We start from the raw sequence: 19,073 nt of genomic DNA on the forward strand, positions 1-19,073 counted from the left end.
GGTTTTTCAGGTTGAGCAGGTTTCTCAGGCTGAGCTGCTTCGAGCTTGCTGATTTGTTCGAGAGCAGTTTTTAGCGCTTGATTGACTGCTTCCTGAGTTTTAGCTTCTTGGATTGCAGCAATGGCTTGGTCAGCAATTGCTAACAATTTCTTCTTAGCTTCCTTGTTGGATCCAAGCTCAGCGACTTTTTTCTCGATAGCTTTCGTCAAGCTGTCCATAGCCTTATCATACTCAATTTCCGGTTGTTTTGGTTCAGCTGGTTGCTCAGGCTGGTCAGGTTTCTCAGGTTCTTCTGGCTGTTCCGGTTGCTCTGGACTAGGTTCCTCTTGGCCTCTTTGATAGTTCTCGTCCTTGGATAGGATATCTTGTAGGGCACTGACTGTCAACATGACTTCTTGAACATCCACTGCATCAGCACTGAGTTGGTTTCTCAATTTTTCTAGATTTGCTTGGAAAGCTTGGCGTGCAGTAGCCGTATTTTTCAAGCCTGCTGGATCAAAGTTGGACAGATCGTCTTTCCATTTTGAGATAGACTGGATGATATCTGCCTTGCTGTAGAGTTCGCTACCTTCGCCACGAGTGATGAATTGGTCCACTTGAATACCGATATTTTGAGACAAATCGTTTCGATCAGGATCTAGTTGAAGGGTGACTGCGTGCAAGTTTTCGTCCAGACCTTTTAAGCTAACCAGAGTTTGATTGCCTTGACGTTGGGCTGTACGACCGCTAAAGTATTTCTTGCCATCAATGGTTGAAGCATTTCCCATTCCATCTTGGTAAGGAACTTCTTTGCCATCTAGGAAGACTTTGTAGATACCGTGATTTGGATCAACATAGCCCTTGATATCAAGTCCAGTACCGTAGAAGTAGGCTGTGACAGTTGTCTTTTTCTTTTGCTCATCAGTTAAGCGACCAAAGGAAGCCCAAGACTCCGTCTTTTGGTATTTATCTGCCGAATTGGTTTCATGGTGCCAGCCAGGACTATAATCCAACTGACTAGCTTGGTCATCATAATTTGTTTGGTCTTTGATTAGCAATTCAGCTTTCATCACTTGGATGGTTGCATCTGTAGCAAAACCGAGCAGGGCACCATCAGTGACAGAAGTGAGCTTGGCTTTGAAGTCAAAGACAGAGTCGGCCTGTTCTGTAAAGTCAATCGTTGGGATGGTAACAGTCTTTTCTGTTTCTCCATCTTTAAAGGTCACATCTTGAGTTGTATCTTGGTAAACTTTACCGTGAACCCCAGTTCCAGGTTCTGTGATGAAGCGCACAGTAGCAGCCCCCTTGCTTCCACCAACACGTTTAATCTTAACAGTGACTGGTTTTCCTTTTTCGACTTCGTAGTTAGTAGACTCGAGTTCAAACATTCCTTTACTATCATTGTTTAGGGTGTAGATTCCTTCTGTAGCAATTGGTTCGCCTGTCTTGTTTACAAGAGTAATAGTATGTTGGCCAGGTGCTAAATCGCCTGTCTCAAAGACTTTTTGGCTGCGTTTACGGCTAGCATTCTTAGTTTGCACATCTGCAACCTTTTGACCATCAACGTAGACGGACATTTCTCCGTGACCTGGATCGACTGTAGAGACGACATAGGCCTTGGTTCCTGTGAAGGTATAGCTAACTTTGGCATCTTTTTGATTGGTCCACATAGAAGTGCTACGAACCCCTTCAGATTCATTGTACCAAGTTGTTCCAGCTGTATCTGCCGTTGTGTTTGAGTGGTATTCAAGTCCAAGAGGGTAGCCATCTGTCTTTTCAATGCTGCTTGGTGTCTTGTAGACTGAGAAGTTGGTTAAGATTGGGGTTGCTTGAGCACCGGTGATGGTTACACGGATTTTTTGTGCTTCTACAGGCTTGCCTTGAACCAAGCGACGGTAACCAACGGTCGAACCTTCGCCGTATGTCACCCAACGTCCGTTGATTTCGACTTCAATCTTGAAACCAGAGATACGTTGACCTTTGGCGATGTCTTCCTTGAGTTCAACGACGTCAAAGCGTCTCTTTTGCCCCAAATCGACTGTAAAGCTACCGGTTGTGGCATCATTTGAGAGGGCCCAGCTGGTGTCATCTTTACCGTCTGTGAGGTGGCTTTCCTTGTAGAGATGGTTTTGACGAGTAGAACTTGCTGTTACAGTGGCACCTTTGGCAAAGTCAGTCGCATACATTTGGTCTAGGGTTGCTTTGAATTCCTTCAAGCGAGCCACATCCGCATCTGCAAATTTTCCTTCTTTATTTGGTGGAATATTGAGAAGGAGTGGCGTTCCACGACCAACAGACTTGAAGTAGATATCCATCAACTCTTTGAGTGATTTCGGCTGTTGATTGTCATGGTAGAACCAGCCTGAACGGATCGAAACGTCAGCTTCCCCTACAGAGTACATATCACCATCAGGGTCACCATGGTTGAGGTATTCGTTTTTCACATCGTCTGTGATGTTGGCCCTTTTGACTTTATGCCAGACAGGGTCACCTGCGATACCTCGTTCATTTCCGATCCAGCGAACGCTTGTTGGTTGAGCAGAGAAGATAGCGATATCTCCTTCAGCTTCTTTGATGTATTTGAACCATTCATCAAAGGTATAGGTTACTTTTTGGGCACCGCTACCACGCGCACCGTCCATCCAAACCTCGATAAATTTCCCTTTATTACCGTATTTTGGATTACCAAGGATTTCTTTCAGCTGGTTGAGATAGTATTGGTTGTATTCTTTTTCGGTTGCAACATGGTATTTTGGATGATTAGCATCCCATGGTGACAAGTAAACACCCATATTCATGTCATACTTGCTAGCAGACTTGGAAACTTCTTCGAGAAGGTCACCCTTACCATCTTTCCATGGGCTAGCAGCTACGGTATGGTTGGTGTACTTAGATGGATAAGCAACGAATCCGTCGTGGTGTTTAACAACCATAATGGTTCGTTTGAAGCCAGTTTCCTTCAGAGTGCGAATCCACTGGTCAGTATCCAAGTTGGTTGGATTGAAGTATCGGGGTTCTCCTTTCCCATTTCCCCATTCAGAATTGGTATAGGTGTTCATTCCATAGTGGATGAAGGCTGCCAATTCTTCCTTGTGGTAATCGAGTTGAGCCTTGCTTGGAAGAGGTCCATGATTGCCAATCTCAGTTTCTTTATCTTCTGGATGAGCGACTGGAGGAGTTGGCGTGGCAAGATTAGTCGTATCAGTGATCGGTTCGTATTCAAAGACGATCTCATTAACACCTTTTTGCTGGATGGTTGCTTCCAGACTAGTTTTGACTGGACGGTAGCCAGCAATGTCTTTTGCATGGAAGGTGTTGACAAAGGAAACGTCATACTCTTGGCCGTCATTGTTATCAACTGTCGCTTCCGCTAGTTCAGTAGTGGTTCCTTTTTGACGGTAGTAAACTTTGAAGGAGCCTTTGTTGACTTTATAAACTACCTTGATGACACGTGTACCGGCAGGCGCTTTGCTGACAACATTGTGCTCTTCAGCCCAAGCATCCTTTAGTTGTTTATTGACTGCTACGCCATCAATGGATACAATTTCGTATTTGTCTTTATTCTTCTGGTAGAAGTTCGTTTTCTCGATTTCTTTTTTGAAATTATAGTCAAATGGCGAATCAACAGCTGTCTGTTCGATAAAGGTGTCATTATCTTTGACAGGATTTCCTTCTTCGTCTTCGTGTTGGATAACCACACGACCGTATTCAACTCCCTTGGTCAAGGTAGCAATCCCATCTTGGTTGAAGGAATATTCGTTGCTTCCAATAACAGCTTTCTCATTCCGAAGCATACGCCCCTCATCAGTAAAATAGTAACGATTTCCGTTATCTCCTTGGTACCAGCCTTTCACACCGTGTTTGGCAATCAAGTCCTTAACCCATTTCAGTTGTTCAGGTGAAAGGACGAGTCCGCCACCAAAGCGATCCTTTTCAGCCACACCATTGTCAACGGTTCCGTGTTGGTGAACCCCCAGAACTTTTCCTTGGCTATCGACAATCCCGCCACCAGACAAACCAGATACAGAAGTGGTTTTGTAGGTGATACCAGTCGTTCCCTTATCATCATAGGGCTCAACAGATCGGATAGTCCCATCTGCCTTGTAAAGCTGACCAGCTAGGATAGGTTGTTTCAGTTCTTTTGAGCTCGAGTCAGTTGGGTGGCCAATCGTACTGATGGCTTCTCCAGGCTGATGCGTCTTGTGATCCGCTAAAGGCGCAAAAGTAGCTGCTTTGTTTGGACTAGCAACCGGAAGAGGAATAGGAGCTTCTACAAGAGCAAGGTCGTTCTTATAGCCTTTTCCAAACTCTTTCTTATTCCAGAAATGGATGTCTTTTTCTCTGAATAAAACCGTAGTTCCAGAAGATGGCAGTGAATGTTTTTTTTGCTGTTTGAACCAACATTATAGTAGAACTGGGCAGATTTTCCACTACGAATGTGACCTTCGCCAGTTTCTTTATTGGCCTCTAGGAAGTTATGAGCAACGGTAAGGATCAGGTTAGGTGCTACAAAGATACCAGATCCTGAAACGAGGTAGCGTTGCTCCCCTGCATTGTAGGTGCTGTAAACCATAGTAGCAGCAGTAGCAGGTTGTCCCTCGTAGTTGATGTGTTTGAGGTCTTGTCCACCGTTAATGATGGCACGGTTTCCGTTCTCAGCTTCTTTTGGAACTTCTTCCTTATCCTTTAGAATGCTCTCAGTTTCTACTTTTGGACTAGCTTTCTGGTTAACGATAGTAGTCGTATCGAGTTCTTTGACAGGTGTGTCGAGATAGGCACGGTCCTGAATGTCTTCAGGGAGCAAGTCAGCACTGTTGCTATCAGCAGCAGGTGTTTCTTGTTTTTCAGTCTCTACACGGTCTTCTTCTTTGACTGGTTCAGCCTTGGTCTCTTCTATATCTGCGACTTGTTTCATTTGCTGATTTAAATTGGATGTCGTGGCAGGAGACGTTTCGTCTGCACGCACGATTCCAGAAGCAAAAAATGCCAGTCCCACGATAACAGATGCCACACCTAACCTACAGTCAACTTCCGAATGCTAAATGTTTGCCCTTTTTCAAAAAGGTATCGATTCATAATATACTCCTAGTTTTTAGAAAGGCAGTCAGCTACTGCCCAAGCCCAAGTCTGACTTGGTTACAACCTGATTTAATGAAAAAACTCTCTGATAATTTGTAAGCCACCTCACCTCCTGTTTATAAAGCGCTTTCATTTTAAGATAAAAAAATTTAAAAGGTCATTTCACACTTAAAATGACTGAAAACTTTTAATATAAAAAATATACTAAATTAATGAAAGAATTGCAAGAGCAAAAAGCAAAAAAATAAATATAAATTAAAGAAAATCAGTTACTTTTCAAAGAAAAAACGCATCCTTTCATGGCTCAAACTAAATGAAAGGATACATTTTAAAAAGAAATTAGAGTAATTTTTGGATAAACTCTTGGATGGTTTGGGGGTCTGTTTTGGAAGAGAAGCGCTCAAGGACTTGCCCATCTCGACCAATGAGAAACTTAGCAAAATTCCATTCGATTCGTTTTCCTAGTGGGCCAGATTTCTGGTCTTTTAGCCAAACATAAAGAGGATCTGCTTCCTTGCCGTTGACCTTGATCTTGGCAAAGCGAGGGAAAGTTGTCTGATAGTGAAGGCTGCAGAAGCTATTGATTTCCTCTGCGCTGCCGGGTGCTTGTCCCATAAACTGATTGCAAGGGAAATCTAGGATTTCAAAGCCCTGATCTTGATAGCGGTCATAGAGTTCTTGAAGTCCCTGGTACTGGGGCGTTAAACCACATCCTGTAGCAGTGTTGACAATCAAGAGAACTTTGCCACGATAGCTATCCAGGGGAGTTGCTTGATTATTTTGGTTCAAAACGGAAAAATCATAGAGTGAAGTCATGAGAGCCTCTTTTCTTTTTCTACATTGTAACAGTTTTCACCCTTTTCGTCGAGTTGGATGAGAGAAGTTGTCAAAATAATACACAATTGTACATAAATCAGGACAAAATGATGCTCCTTTTATGAAACATGGTATAATAGGCCTATATAGCTAAATGGAGTGTACCTATCACTAGGGAATGAGAAAAAGGATAAAACAGCCATGTCAACAGTAAAAAGTGATATAAATCTTGCGCAAACCTATGCGACTCAGCTGAAAAATGCTTGTCAATCGTTAACAGCGATTGCTGCGACTAGTCAAGATGACTTAACAACCCTTCAAGGGAATAACAAGGCCTATCAATGTCTGACAAAGGATCAAAATCTAGCTAGTCAAATTACAACTGCTGTCACGCTAACTTCAGAACGACTGCACTCTGTAGCGAGCGATTTTGAGGCGCTAGATGAAGCGGGTGCCAATAGTTTTAGGAGTCATGCATGAGCAAGTTGGATGAGTTGAAGAACAGAGAGCGAGAACTCTTGTACCAGCTAGAAGACAATGGAAAAGAGAAGTATCGCACCAAAGAACTGCTAGAAACCTTTGAAGGGTATGATAGAGCTAGTCACCGTTATCAAAGTGATTTGTGGGAGACGGCCTATCAGAGCCGATACGCAGGACAGTTGGAAAAAACGCTCCTGCAAAGAAACCAACTCAAAAACCAAATCTTTGAGGACCTTGCCTACCACATGGATGATTTGAAAAAAGAAAAATTCCGGTTAGAGGGAGACTTGGATGCGGTTTACTATGAAAGACGCAAGGAACTAGAAAGAGAGGAGGAGAAACGACATGGGCATTGATATGTATTTGGAACAATCACAACTACAAAGTTCGAGTGTAGCGACCATGTGTCGATCTCAGGTGGAGGCTTATCAAGACTTGCAATCAGCCATCCAAAAGTTTTCAGAGGATACAGAGAGTCTAAAGGGCGATGCTTATAATTCGGCTAGAAGTTTTTTTGCAAGTGTCTTATTGCCCTTGAGCAAAGGGGGACAACTCTATGCAGAAACCTTCTCCCAAGCTATCAAGAAATTACCAGAAGACTACCAAACGATGGTCGACAGCAAGAGTTGGCGCGAGGATGATCTGCTTGATAAGATCCGTCAGGAAGAGCAAATGATCGCCTATCTAGATGAAGTCAACCAATCCCTTTCTTCCTTGACCATGGATAGTGAAGAAAAAGGGAGATTGAGACGCAGTAATGTGGAACTCATGCGAGGACACCACGCGAATAAACGTGTCTATGAAACAATCTTGAGAGACCTGCGTGCCTATGATAGCTATTCAGGAGGACTGTTCGATGAACTAGACAGTATCGATGTACAGTTGAGTCGTGGGCTGGCCCAGATCGAATCGAGCTGGGATGCAAAGCAAGGGGTCTTTAAAATTCCATCTGACCTGACTTGGGCCAACTACCTATCTGCCTATTCTGACACAAAGGATATGAAGCTCAGTCGTTAAGAGAAGGCCTTTGTCCAGACCGTGATGGCAGAATACGGCTTTGATGCAGAAACAGCCCAGCAACTCTTGACCATCAAGCAAGGAATAGACAAGAAGTTCCCAACCTCAAGTCAAGAGTTCCGTGACTATATCTTTTTGCGAGTCGTCGGTGCGGCCAACTATGATGACTTTAAGTGGAACGAAACGGCAGGTGGATTGTGGCAATATTTTTATTACGAATTTGTGAGTGATCCGAATACAGGCCAAAAATTGAGAACTTTGAAATCAGTTCTTGAAATCTTTCAAGAACTGGGATTGAAAGAAGAAAAGGCCAAAGAACTGTATTATAATCTTAGATTACAGCATAAACTATCTGGTGGAGGAAATTCTTCAACTAAAATGAGAACTGCCACTCCAAAAAAATATAAGTTAGCTAAAAGTGAATATAAAGAAGCTTACGGTAAGGTGGATGATTTTGATAAGTTTTGGGACAGCAAGTTAAAGGCCTATTCCAACAACGGAGCAGGTCACGCAGACTTCACCCACCAATCCATCACTATGGCTACTCATCTTAATCCTAATCAAGTTCAGTTAGCCGATATCTATGGTGGTAGTAGAGAGCATGTCAAGGACCTTTCTGGCTGGGAGGGAGACACGACCTTTAATGCAAATGATATGAAGCCAAGTATCGGAGAAGATGACTACAAGGCGGATTTGGACTCGGTTAACCTCATCGGTCGTATGCAAAATGGGCAATCCTATGACCAAGCAATCTCTTCTTACTATGCTGATCTACAAAAGGATTCTTCTCTGAGAGAAAGGGAATTCTTAAAAAATAAGGATTGGAATAAAGTCAGGAATACTATTTATGATAGTTTGCGACCAACGGATATTAAGCTAGATGGAGAGGATGCTCTTAAAGCATATATCGAAAGTAACTATCCAGATGTCTCTACATTTTTAAATCGCTTGGAAGTCGTGGCGGATTAGGAGGATGATGATGAAAAAAATATTAGGTTTAGTAGCTTTTTTTGTACTAATTGTATTATCCTGTTTCTACTTTTTTATTCATCAACCTAAAAACATTTTTGATGAAATCTATCAGGAGACAGAGAAGACTTATCTTGGTAATAATATTTTTAACCAGTTGAAAGACGTCGAAGTACATAAATATCAAGAGTATGATGATGATTCTAAATTTTATTCTTATGTACTTTATCAAAAACAGAAAACTCCACATGACTATAAAAATATTGATTTAATATTTCATTTTACAAAAGATACAAATACAGTCTTCGTTTCTTTTGAGAAGGAATTAAGTAATGGGCTAAGAATTTTCATTTTTGGTAGGTATCTTACAAAAGAAAAATTATTTCAAAAAAATGTACAGTTACTCATAAACCAAGATGGAACTGATAAATCTATCGAAGACGAAGCTCAGGTGAAATCCTACCTAGAGCAGTATGGTATCACTGCTAAGGATTTGGATTCTTACTACGACGAAATCGTCAACCAGAAAGTCCTGAAAGATTGGTGTTCGATTTATGACAGTAAGTATTCACCAAGCAATTATGGTGAGGTCAAGATTGAAACGCAGTGGGAGAATTGGTGACAGGTCATGCAGACTTCACCCACCAGTCCATCACTATGGCGACTCACCTTAATCCTAATCAAGTTCAGTTAGCCGATCTCTCTGGCGGTAGAGAGCGTGTCAAGAATCTTTCAGGCTGGGAAGGAGACACGACCTTTAATGCAAACGATATGAAGCCAAGTATCGGAGAGGATGACTACAAGGCGGATTTGGACTCGGTCAACCTTATCGGCCGTATGAAACAGGGACAATCCTATGACCAAGCCATATCTTCCTATTATGCTGATCTACAAAAAGACACCTCTCAGAGAGAAAGAGAATTCTTGAAAAATAAAGATTGGAAGCAGGTCAGAAGCACTATCTATGCTAGTATTCTACCATTAGAGGTTATGGAAAAAGGAGAAGATGCTATTAAAGCATATATTGAAAGTAACTATCAAGATGTATCCAAGTTTTTAAACCGCTTGGAAGCCGTGGCGGAGTAGGAGGATGATGGAGTAGGAGGATGATGAAGAAAATATTCAGTTTATTAGCTTTAGTCTTACTAGTTGTATTATTTTGTTTTTACTTTTTTCCTAAACAACCTAAAAACATTTTTGATGAGATTTACCAAGAAACAGCAAAAAATTATTTGGGCCATTATAACTTCAAAGACTTAAAAAATGTGACAGTAAAAAATCGAAAGCTTTATGATTCGAATATGAATGAAACGGATAAGTATCAATCAATAATAACATACGATGATTCTTCTCTTGGAAGCGATGTGAAGAATTTAGAACTACGGTTTAATTTTGATGGTAGTAGTAAAGGTGTAAATATTTGGTTTGAAAGATATGCTAACTCAGGAGAAAAAATTAACTTTGTTATTCATTACGAATTTAAGAAAAAAGTATTAGTTAAAAAAATTCTGATTTATGAAAATAGATCGGAAACTTATATCGAAGACGAAGAGCAAGTAAAATCCTATCTAGAGCAGTATGGTATCACTGCCAAGGACTTGGATTCTTATTACGACGAAATCGTCAATCAGAAAGTCTTGAAGGACTGGTGTACCATTTATGACAGCAAGTACTCGCCAAGCAACTATGGCGATGTCAAGGTTGAAACCCAGTGGGAGAATTGGTGATAATATGAAGAAAATCCTCGGCATAGTAGCCTTATTCGTGATAATCGTATCATCCTGTTTCTACTTTTTTACTAGTCAACCTAAAAACATTTTTGATGAGATTTATCAGGAGACGGAGAAGACTTATCGGTCAAATAATATTTTAAGAAAAATAGATGGCTTTGAAATTGACGATGTCTGGCCAAGTGATGATCCAAATATATCTAATAATCCGTTTGGAATTTACGACAACAAAACGACTCCTAGTAATTACTCTAAAATTAAAATTAGCTTTAATTTTGGAAAAGGTATTAAAGGGATGACGATTCGTTTTGAAAAAAGGATTAATTCAGATATTACCCTATGGTATTCAGCACACTATAATATAAAAAAGAAAGTAATTCAAAAGGAGCTTGCGATTTTTGAAGAGCCAAGGCAACCAGGTCAATTTATTGATGATGAAGAAAAAGTAAGAGAATATTTAAGAAAAAATAATATTTCCAAAGAAGAATTAGAGAAGGACTATGACGAAATCGTTAACCAGAAAGTCTTGAAAGATTGGTGTTCGATTTATGACAGCAAGTACTCGCCAAGCAATTATGGCGATGTCAAAGTTGAAACCCAGTGGGAGAATTGGTGACAATATGAAGAAAATCCTAGGCCTAGTAGTCTTATTCGTGATAATTGTATTATCCTGTTTCTACTTTTTCATTCATCAACCTAAAAACATTTTTGATGAAATCTACCAGGAGACAGAGAAGACTTATCGGTCAAATAATATTTTAAGAAATATAGAAGGCTTTGAAATTAGACCGGATTGTCCAAGTGATGGAGAGTATTCTAAATATTATCCATTTGGAACTTATAGTAAAGAACATACCCCAGAAGAGTATTTTGAAATTGAAATTGGTTTTAATTTTACTACAAAAACACAATTAAGTTCAATCTCATTTGAAAAACGAATTGGGCCAAATGTTAGAGTTAGAATATGGGATAACTATACTCGTAAGGATCGTGTTTTAAAAAAATTTGTCAAAATAGGATTAAAGAAAGCAGATACAGAAACTTACATCGAAGACGAAGCTCAGGTGAAATCCTACCTAGAGCAGTATGGTATCACTGCCAAGGATTTGGATTCATACTACGACGAAATCGTAAATCAGAAAGTCCTGAAAGATTGGTGCTCGATTTATGACAGTAAATACTCGCCAAGCAATTATGGCGAGGTGAAAGTCGAAACCCAGTGGGAGAATTGGTGATAGGCCACGCAGACTTCACCCACCAGTCCATCACTATGGCTACTCATCTAAATCCTGGCAGATTTCAGTTATCCGACGTCTATGGCGGTAGAGAACATGTCAAGAACCTTTCTGGATGGGAGAGAGACACGACATTTAATGCAAATGATATGAAACCAAGCATCGGCGAGGATGATTACAAGGCTGATTTGGACTCGGTCAATCTTATCGGCCGTATGCAACAGGGACAATTCTATGACCAAGCCATATCTTCTTACTATGCTGATCTTCAAAAAGATTCGACTCTTAGAGAAAGAGAATTTTTGAAAAATAAGAATTGGAAAGAGGTTAGAAGCACTATTTACTCCAGTATCCTTCCATTAGAGGTTATGGAAAAAGGGGAAGACGCTATTAAAGCATATATTGAAAGTAACTATCCAGGTGTGTCCAAATTTTTAAATCGCTTGGAAGCCGTGGCGGACTAGGAGGAAATCTATGAAGAAAATTCTAGGTGTTTTAACAATAGTAGTATTACTTGTATCAGTTTGTCTTTACTTTTTTTCTAAACAACCTAAAAACATTTTTGATGAAATCTATCAGGAAACAGAGAAAACCTATCGCACAAATAATATTTTAAGAAATATAGAAGGTTTTGAAATTGATGATGTCTGGCCAAGTGATGGAGATTATTTTAAATATAGCCCTTTAGGAAAGTATAAGACTCCTCCAGAGGATTATCTTGAACTGAGAGTTGGATTTAATTTTGAGAAAGCGTATAGTAAACTGTTTGTTTCATTTGAGAGAAAAATAGCTGATGGTACGAAGCTATGGATGGTTAACAAATATAATCCAAATACTAAAACAATCACAAAGTCAATTCAGATTGTGATATCAGGAAATGAGGATAGTTATATCGAAGACGAAGCTCAGGTAAAATCCTACCTAGAGCAGTACGGTATCACTGCTAAGGATTTGGATTCTTACTACGACGAAATTGTCAATCAGAAGGTTTTAAAAGACTGGTGTACCATCTATGACAGCAAGTACTCGCCAAGCAACTATGGCGATGTCAAGATTGAAACCCAGTGGGAGAATTGGTGACGAGGGTCAGTAGATATTTTGGAAAATATCCTATGAATTGAAGTGGAAATCCCACCTAGAACGAACTAGGTGGGATTCTTTGCCTATAAATTAAAAAATTAGCGAATCTTGCTCTATTTTTTAACGTATTCCGATAAAAAGGCATAGGTCATGGTTCCAAAGATGGCACCAATACCCAATCCCAACACTAGTAAAGGGAGCATTTTATCGAACTGGGAGAGATTGTCCCAAAAGGTGTCGAGGGGGAGATGCTGAACAAAGAGTTTATGAAAGATTAGTAAGAGGAAGAGACCAAGCTGAATACTGATGAATACACCCCAACTACGAAGGTTAATTTGGCTTTTGCTGTAGCTTTTGTGATGGATTTCGGACTGGTCATCCTTGTCTAAATGTAAGTCGCGAACTGCTAGTCTCGCCCTGGATGAGAGGACGAAGATAAGTCCAAAATAGAGGTAGGGCATGGCATCTCGAACCAACTTTATGAAGCGTCCAAATAGGAGATAGAACAAGAAGAGTAGGAGGGAGGAGTATACGATTTGGATCAAGGCGCGGGCACAAGCCTTGTAAATCATCTCTTGACGGCATTCATCAAAAGGCCCTTGTATGTGAAAGAATAGTTTGAGTAAGCGAGTGGTGAAATCTTCTTTTTTCATGGGAGTAACCTCCTAAATGAGCGATTTTTGATTGACTTCTTTAAAGAGTTGATAGAGAGTATAGAAGTAGACCAAACTAAAAATGATACAGATTATTAGAAATACCAGGTATCTACAATCCATAGGATTTGTTAAAAGTTGTGGAAAGGATACGAGGATAAAACAGAGAGATGCGTTTAGAAGACGTATTTTTTTTGATTGGATTTTCTGGAATCTCTGCCCCTTGTTCAATACAGGAAGGAATAAAAGAAAGATAATCAAGAAGGGATGCTCAATATGTCCAGAAAGTAAGAAAAAGGTAACAAAGATACTGATAAAAACATGACTGATCAGTAGTCTAGCTAGTGATTTCATAAGGTACCTCCTAGTCGTCTTCTTGGTCTTTCTTGGCTTTTCGAATGCGAAGAGAGACGATAATTTGTATGATCACTCCGAAGAAGAAGGTAGCTAGGATAGTTGATACAAAATGCCCTGTATTTAAAAGAGAACCCAGATAATCCTTGCTATCATCGGTTAGGACATTCAGAAGCGGTATTCCAAAGAATATGCCCATACCATAGATTAGACCGGCTTTTAGACCAGGAAAATGCAGTTGTTTACTTTCTTTCTGACTCAACATTTCGGGATCAATAGCTGTGATGCCCGTTTTCTTGGTTTGGGAGACTACATAGAGGGTAGCCATCATCGAAATACCAAACACCACGAGAGGATAGCTGATAGCGACAATTTGTGGGTATTTATAAGCAAGGACAAAGGGGATGAGGTTGCCAAATATCATGAGATAAAAGAGAACGATAAAGACCTGATTCCCGATACGATCGGCCTCGCGCCGTTTGTGTTCGTCAAGGGGGCCAGAAATGCCGTATGTGCGTTTGATGAGTTTGTCAGTGAGAGTTTCTTTTTTCATTTGTTTTCTCCTTTTTTAAAAATCGTCTTCCCAAAAGAGACTGTTAAGGTCCGTTTGGAGGCTGCGGGCGAGATTGAGACAGAGTTCCAGGGTTGGATTGTACTTGTCGTTTTCAATCATGTTGATGGTCTGTCTCGAGACACCGATATCTTTGGCGAGCTCGAGCTGGGAAATGCCCAGTTCCTTGCGGAATTCTTTGACACGATTCATAGGGTCTTCTTTCTAATATGTCGTATATATTTGACTATATTATATTCTTTCGGGGAAGAGATGTCAAGTATATAAGACATATTTTTGAGAATTTTTTTCGAAGAAACTTAGCCTTGTCTGACAAGTGCAAGCTGGTCAGATTTGTGGTAAAATAGATAAGATATGACAAAAGAATTTCATCATGTAACGGTCTTGCTTCATGAAACGATTGATATGCTTGACGTAAAACCTGACGGTATCTACGTTGATGCGACTTTGGGCGGAGCAGGCCATAGCGAATATTTATTAAGTAAATTGAGCGAAAAAGGGCATCTCTATGCCTTTGACCAGGACCAGAATGCCATTGACAATGCGCAAAAACGGTTGGCACCCTATATCGAAAAGGGGATGGTAACCTTTATCAAGGATAACTTCCGTCATTTGCAGGCACGTTTGCAGGAGGCTGATGTCCAGGAAATTGATGGAATTTGTTATGACTTGGGTGTGTCCAGTCCTCAGCTAGATCAGCGTGAACGTGGTTTTTCTTATAAAAAGGATGCGCCACTGGATATGCGGATGAATCAGGAAGCTAGTCTGACGGCCTATGAGGTGGTCAATCATTATGACTATCATGACCTGGTTCGGATCTTTTTCAAGTATGGTGAGGATAAATTTTCTAAACAGATTGCCCGTAAGATTGAGCAAGCGCGTGAGGTGAAACCCATTGAGACGACGACGGAGTTGGCAGAGATTATCAAGTCGGCCAAGCCTGCCAAGGAGCTCAAGAAAAAGGGGCACCCTGCCAAGCAGATTTTCCAGGCTATCCGAATCGAAGTCAATGATGAGCTGGGCGCTGCAGATGAATCTATCCAGCAGGCCATGGACATGCTGGCTCTGGATGGGAGAATCTCGGTCATTACCTTCCATTCGTTGGAAGATCGTTTGACCAAGCAATTAATCAAAGAAGCTTCAACAGTGGAAGTTCCCAAAGGCTTGCCCTTCATTCCAGATGACCTTAAGCCCAAGATGGAATTGGTATCCCGCAAGCCAATCTTGCCAAGTGCCGAAGAGCTAGAAGCCAACAATCGTTCGCATTCAGCCAAGTTGCGCGTGGCTAGAAAAATTCACAAGTAAGAGGAAAAACATGGCAGAAAGAATCGAAAAAACAAGCCAGTTATTGCAAACGAAGTTTAAAGGTTTTTCACGTGTGGAAAAGGCCTTCTATGTTTCGATTGCTGCAACAATGATTATCCTGGCTATTAGCGTTGTGTTTATGCAAACCAAGCTATTACAAGTTCAGAATGAATTGACCAAGGTCAATGCTCAAATCGAAGAAAAGAAAATAGAGCTAGACGATGCCAAGCAAGAGGTCAATGAATTGATTCGTTCAGAACGTTTGAAAGAGATTGCAAACTCCAAGGATTTGCAGCTGAATAACGAAAATATCCGAGCAGCGGAGTAAGAAATGAAACAGTGGAAAGAAAAAATCATCCGTTATGCCGTTCGTAACCGTAAATCTCCAGAAGAAAATCGTCGAAGAGTAGGGAAAAGCCTGAGTTTATTGGCTGTCATACTCTTCGCTGTCTTTTTGGTCAACTTTGCGGTCATTATCGGAACGGGTAAAAAATTTGGTAAGGACTTGGTTCAAGAAGCAAACAAGGTCCATCAAACAACCAAGACGATTCCTGCAAAACGGGGAACCATATATGATCGAAATGGGACACCTATTGCTGAGGATGCAACTTCTTATAATATCTATGCTGTTATTGACAAGACCTACAAGTCAGCAACAGGCAAAATTCTCTATGTAGAGGATTCTCAATTTAATAAGGTGGCTGAAATTTTCCATAAGTATCTGGATATGGAGGAGTCTTATGTCAAAGAACAGCTTTCTCAACCAGATCTGAAACAGGTATCCTTTGGTACCAAGGGAAATGGGATCACCTATGCCAATATGATGGCTATTAAAAATGACCTCAAAACTGCTGGTGTTGAGGGAGTTGACTTTACAACTAGCACTAACCGTAGTTATCCCAATGGACAGTTTGCTTCTTCCTTTATCGGTTTAGCGCAACTCCATGAAAATGAGGATGGCACCAAACGTTTGATTGGGACATCTGGATTGGAGAGTTCTTTAAATAACATTCTGGCGGGTACAGATGGGATCATCACCTATGAGAAAGATCGTCTGGGAAATATTGTTCCGGGTACAGATCAGGCTTCCCAACAAACGGTAGATGGAAAGGATGTGTACACAACCCTTTCTAGTCCCTTGCAATCCTTTATGGAAACACAGATGGATGCCTTTCAGGAAAAGGTAAAAGGCAAGTATATGACAGCTACCTTGGTTAGCGCTAAGACAGGGGAAATCCTGGCTACAACTCAACGGCCAACCTTTAACGCAGATACCAAGGATGGCATCACAAAAGACTTTGTCTGGCGTGATATCCTCTATCAAAGTAACTACGAGCCAGGATCGACCATGAAGGTGATGATGTTGGCCTCAGCCATTGATAATAATACCTTCCCTGGTGGCGAATACTTTAACAGTAGCGAATTGAAAATAGCAGATGCGACCATTCGAGACTGGGACGTCAATGAAGGATTGACGAGTGGTGGCACCATGACCTTCTCTCAAGGATTTGCCCACTCAAGTAATATCGGGATGACCTTGCTTGAGCAAAAGATGGGGGATACAACTTGGCTGGACTACCTTAACCGCTTTAAGTTTGGGGTGCCGACCCGTTTTGGTCTGGCGGATGAGTACACAGGTCAATTGCCTGCTGATAACATTGTCAATATCGCCATGAGTTCATTTGGACAAGGGATTTCTGTTACCCAGACCCAGATGCTTCGTGCCTTTACAGCTATTGCCAACGATGGGGTTATGTTGGAGCCGAAATTTATCAGTGCTCTTTATGATCCAAATGACCAGTCTGTTCGTAAGTCTCAAAAGGAAATTGTCGGAAATCCTGTGTCAAAAGCAGCAGCGTCCTCTACTCGGGAGCACATGGTCATGGTCGGAACAGATCCTGTCTACGGTACCATGTATAACCACAGCATAGGAAAACCAAATGTCAATGTTCCGGGGCAAAATGTTGCCCTGAAATCAGGGACAGCTCAGATTGCCGATGAGAAGAATGGGGGTTACCTGACAGGTGAAACCAACTATATCTTCTCTGTTGTGTCAATGCATCCTGCAGAGAATCCTGACTTTATTCTCTATGTAACGGTGCAACAGCCAGAGCATTATTCAGGTGTTCAGCTTGGGGAGTTTGCCAACCCAATCCTTGAGCGAGCTTCTGCTATGAAAGAATCCCTCAATCTTCAGTCAACTGCCAAGAGCTTGGATCAGGTCAGCAAGACGACAAGCTATGCCATGCCAGCTACCAAGGACTTTACTCCGGGTGACCTAGCAGAGGAATTGCGTCGCAACCTTGTCCAACCAATCGTTATCGGAACAGGAACCAAGATCAAGGAACTCTCGGTTTCTGAAGGAGATAATTTGGAAGCCAATCAGCAGATCTTGATCCTGTCAGATAAGGTCGAAGAAATGCCTGATATGTACGGCTGGACAGATGAAAATGTGCAAACATTTGCCAAATGGCTGAATATAGAAGTCGAGTGGGAAGGTAGTGGCAAAACGGTCAAGAAACAAAGTGTCCGTGCCAATACAGCTCTCAAAGACATTAAAAAAATGAAAATAACTTTAGGAGATTAAGATGATTAGTTCCATTAGTGCTGGAGTTCTAGCCTTTCTATTGACCTTGATAGGTATTCCAGCCTTTATCCGATTTTATCGAAAAGCACAGATTACGGGTCAGCAGATGCACGAGGACGTCAAGCAACACCAAGCTAAAGCTGGGACTCCAACCATGGGAGGTCTTGTCTTCCTGATTGTTGCAGTAGTAGTGAGTTTCCTTGTCGCTCTCTTTACCCAACAATTGACCAACAATGTAGGCATGATTTTGTTTATCTTGGTTTTATATGGTTTGGTAGGTTTTTTGGATGATTTCCTCAAGGTCTTTCGAAAGATCAACGAAGGCTTAAATCCCAAGCAAAAGCTTGCTCTCCAGCTCCTTGGAGGAGTGATCTTCTACCTCTTTTATGAGCGTGGTGGCGATATGCTTTCAGTTTTTGGCTACCAAGTTCATCTGGGAATTTTCTATATTTTCTTTGCCCTTTTCTGGCTAGTTGGCTTTTCAAATGCGGTGAATCTGACGGACGGGATTGACGGCTTAGCAAGTATTTCAGTGGTGATTAGCTTATCGGCCTACGGTGTGATTGCTTATATGCAAAATCAACTGGATATCCTTCTTGTGATTCTTGCCATGATTGGTGGTTTGCTAGGTTTCTTCGTCTTTAACCATAAGCCTGCCAAGGTTTTCATGGGAGATGTGGGAAGTTTGGCTCTAGGTGGGATGCTGGCAGCAATCTCTATGGCCCTCCATCAAGAATGGACCCTTTTGCTGATTGGGATTATCTATGTCTTTGAGACAAGCTCTGTTATGATGCAGGTTACCTACTTTAAACTTAGTGGTGGGAAGCGTATTTTCCGTATGACACCTGTGCATCACCATTTTGAGCTTGGAGGATTCTCAGGCAAGGGCAATCCTTGGAGCGAGTGGAAGGTTGACTTCTTCTTTTGGGGAGTTGGGCTTCTAGCAAGTCTCTTGACCTTAGTCTTTTTATACCTACTGTAAAACTAACTTTTGATGACAAAATAAAACAGGATGAAGGTGATCTTCATCCTGTTTTTGTGTGCTTAAAGGTTAGTTGGAGTCATCCTTTCTTCCTTTTAACATAAAAGTAGCTGTAAGGGCTAGGCTGAGTCCTGCTAAGAAGAGGAGTGGGTTGGACGCTTCTCCTGTTGCTGGAAGTTGTTCTGAATAGGTTACACTAAACTAGACAGAAATTATAAAGTGTTCTACACTAACAC

General features: G+C 41.2%; 18 protein-coding genes and 3 pseudogenes. 14 read left to right on the forward strand and 7 right to left on the reverse strand.

The genetic code is table 11. The features are described 5' to 3' along the window. Window positions 1-5,055, reverse strand: a pseudogene (locus Q4A91_RS07725) (alpha-L-fucosidase); the annotation flags it as partial. 342 nt (window positions 5,056-5,397) lie between these two features. Then, complete coding sequence (locus Q4A91_RS07730; RefSeq protein WP_303212504.1) at window positions 5,398-5,874, reverse strand: glutathione peroxidase; 477 nt, start codon at window positions 5,872-5,874, stop codon at window positions 5,398-5,400. 201 nt (window positions 5,875-6,075) lie between these two features. Here Q4A91_RS07730 and Q4A91_RS07735 point away from each other — a divergent pair, with 201 nt between their 5' ends. The 10 genes and pseudogenes from Q4A91_RS07735 to Q4A91_RS07780 all read left to right on the forward strand — a co-directional run bounded on the left by Q4A91_RS07735 (window position 6,076) and on the right by Q4A91_RS07780 (window position 12,385). Next, window positions 6,076-6,354, forward strand: a complete 279-nt coding sequence (locus tag Q4A91_RS07735; RefSeq protein WP_303212505.1) for a TIGR04197 family type VII secretion effector — start codon at window positions 6,076-6,078, stop codon at window positions 6,352-6,354. Then, the gene (locus tag Q4A91_RS07740) at window positions 6,351-6,710 is read left to right on the forward strand and encodes a DUF3958 family protein (protein ID WP_303212506.1); all 360 of its coding nucleotides are present in this window, start codon (window positions 6,351-6,353) and stop codon (window positions 6,708-6,710) included. Before Q4A91_RS07735 ends, Q4A91_RS07740 begins: the two co-directional genes overlap by 4 nt. Next, window positions 6,700-8,340, forward strand: a pseudogene (locus tag Q4A91_RS07745) (T7SS effector LXG polymorphic toxin). Before Q4A91_RS07740 ends, Q4A91_RS07745 begins: the two are co-directional and overlap by 11 nt. 10 nt (window positions 8,341-8,350) lie before the next feature. Then, window positions 8,351-8,962 (forward strand): TipC family immunity protein, encoded by a 612-nt coding sequence (locus tag Q4A91_RS07750; RefSeq protein ID WP_303212507.1) that lies wholly within the window; start codon window positions 8,351-8,353, stop codon window positions 8,960-8,962. Further along, a complete protein-coding gene (locus tag Q4A91_RS07755) occupies window positions 8,959-9,426 on the forward strand; it encodes a hypothetical protein (protein ID WP_303212508.1) in 468 nt (155 codons plus the stop codon). The genes Q4A91_RS07750 and Q4A91_RS07755 overlap by 4 nt, the downstream gene beginning before the upstream one ends. Window positions 9,427-9,449: 23 nt before the next feature. Continuing rightward, window positions 9,450-10,067, forward strand: a complete 618-nt coding sequence (locus tag Q4A91_RS07760; RefSeq protein WP_303212518.1) for a TipC family immunity protein — start codon at window positions 9,450-9,452, stop codon at window positions 10,065-10,067. A 4-nt stretch (window positions 10,068-10,071) separates the two neighbouring features. Then, complete coding sequence (locus tag Q4A91_RS07765) at window positions 10,072-10,686, forward strand: TipC family immunity protein (protein ID WP_303212519.1); 615 nt, start codon at window positions 10,072-10,074, stop codon at window positions 10,684-10,686. Window positions 10,687-10,690: 4 nt separating this feature from the next. Continuing rightward, on the forward strand, window positions 10,691-11,305 hold the full coding sequence (locus Q4A91_RS07770; protein WP_303212509.1) for a TipC family immunity protein: 615 nt from the start codon (window positions 10,691-10,693) through the stop codon (window positions 11,303-11,305). Further along, a complete protein-coding gene (locus Q4A91_RS07775; RefSeq protein ID WP_303212510.1) occupies window positions 11,302-11,769 on the forward strand; it encodes a hypothetical protein in 468 nt (155 codons plus the stop codon). The genes Q4A91_RS07770 and Q4A91_RS07775 overlap by 4 nt, the downstream gene beginning before the upstream one ends. Before the next feature lie 10 nt (window positions 11,770-11,779). Next, window positions 11,780-12,385 (forward strand): TipC family immunity protein, encoded by a 606-nt coding sequence (locus Q4A91_RS07780; RefSeq protein ID WP_303212511.1) that lies wholly within the window; start codon window positions 11,780-11,782, stop codon window positions 12,383-12,385. Window positions 12,386-12,498: 113 nt separating this feature from the next. Here Q4A91_RS07780 and Q4A91_RS07785 read toward each other — a convergent pair whose 3' ends face one another. The 4 genes from Q4A91_RS07785 to Q4A91_RS07800 are packed head-to-tail and all read right to left on the reverse strand — an operon-like array spanning window position 12,499 to window position 14,155. Next, on the reverse strand, window positions 12,499-13,038 hold the full coding sequence (locus Q4A91_RS07785) for a DUF3278 domain-containing protein (protein WP_303212512.1): 540 nt from the start codon (window positions 13,036-13,038) through the stop codon (window positions 12,499-12,501). A 12-nt stretch (window positions 13,039-13,050) separates the two neighbouring features. Beyond that, window positions 13,051-13,392, reverse strand: coding sequence for a hypothetical protein (locus Q4A91_RS07790; RefSeq protein WP_303212513.1), 342 nt, complete (start codon window positions 13,390-13,392; stop codon window positions 13,051-13,053). 10 nt (window positions 13,393-13,402) lie between these two features. Then, window positions 13,403-13,945: a DUF3278 domain-containing protein gene (locus Q4A91_RS07795; RefSeq protein WP_303212514.1), complete on the reverse strand. Its 543-nt coding sequence runs from the start codon at window positions 13,943-13,945 to the stop codon at window positions 13,403-13,405. Window positions 13,946-13,960: 15 nt separating this feature from the next. Next, window positions 13,961-14,155 carry a helix-turn-helix transcriptional regulator gene (locus tag Q4A91_RS07800; RefSeq protein ID WP_001082470.1) on the reverse strand — a complete coding sequence of 65 codons (195 nt, stop codon included), beginning with the start codon at window positions 14,153-14,155 and terminating at the stop codon, window positions 13,961-13,963. 162 nt (window positions 14,156-14,317) lie between these two features. Between Q4A91_RS07800 and rsmH the strand changes: the two genes are divergently transcribed. From rsmH to mraY, 4 genes are read left to right on the forward strand one after another with little or no spacing between them, the layout of a single operon-like run. Further along, window positions 14,318-15,268, forward strand: coding sequence for a 16S rRNA (cytosine(1402)-N(4))-methyltransferase RsmH (rsmH, locus tag Q4A91_RS07805; RefSeq protein WP_303212515.1), 951 nt, complete (start codon window positions 14,318-14,320; stop codon window positions 15,266-15,268). 10 nt (window positions 15,269-15,278) lie between these two features. Next, on the forward strand, window positions 15,279-15,596 hold the full coding sequence (ftsL, locus tag Q4A91_RS07810; RefSeq protein ID WP_303212516.1) for a cell division protein FtsL: 318 nt from the start codon (window positions 15,279-15,281) through the stop codon (window positions 15,594-15,596). Window positions 15,597-15,599: 3 nt separating this feature from the next. Further along, window positions 15,600-17,855, forward strand: a complete 2,256-nt coding sequence (gene pbp2X / locus Q4A91_RS07815) for a penicillin-binding protein PBP2X (protein ID WP_303212517.1) — start codon at window positions 15,600-15,602, stop codon at window positions 17,853-17,855. A 1-nt stretch (window position 17,856) separates the two neighbouring features. Continuing rightward, window positions 17,857-18,837 (forward strand): phospho-N-acetylmuramoyl-pentapeptide-transferase, encoded by a 981-nt coding sequence (gene mraY / locus Q4A91_RS07820; RefSeq protein ID WP_044020241.1) that lies wholly within the window; start codon window positions 17,857-17,859, stop codon window positions 18,835-18,837. A gap of 69 nt (window positions 18,838-18,906) precedes the next feature. Here mraY and Q4A91_RS09355 read toward each other — a convergent pair. After that, a pseudogene (locus Q4A91_RS09355) lies at window positions 18,907-19,011 on the reverse strand (LPXTG cell wall anchor domain-containing protein); the annotation flags it as partial. Window positions 19,012-19,073 lie beyond the last annotated feature (62 nt).

This window comes from Streptococcus sp., assembly GCF_030528045.1.
In the GTDB taxonomy this organism is placed as follows: Bacteria; Bacillota; Bacilli; order Lactobacillales; family Streptococcaceae; genus Streptococcus.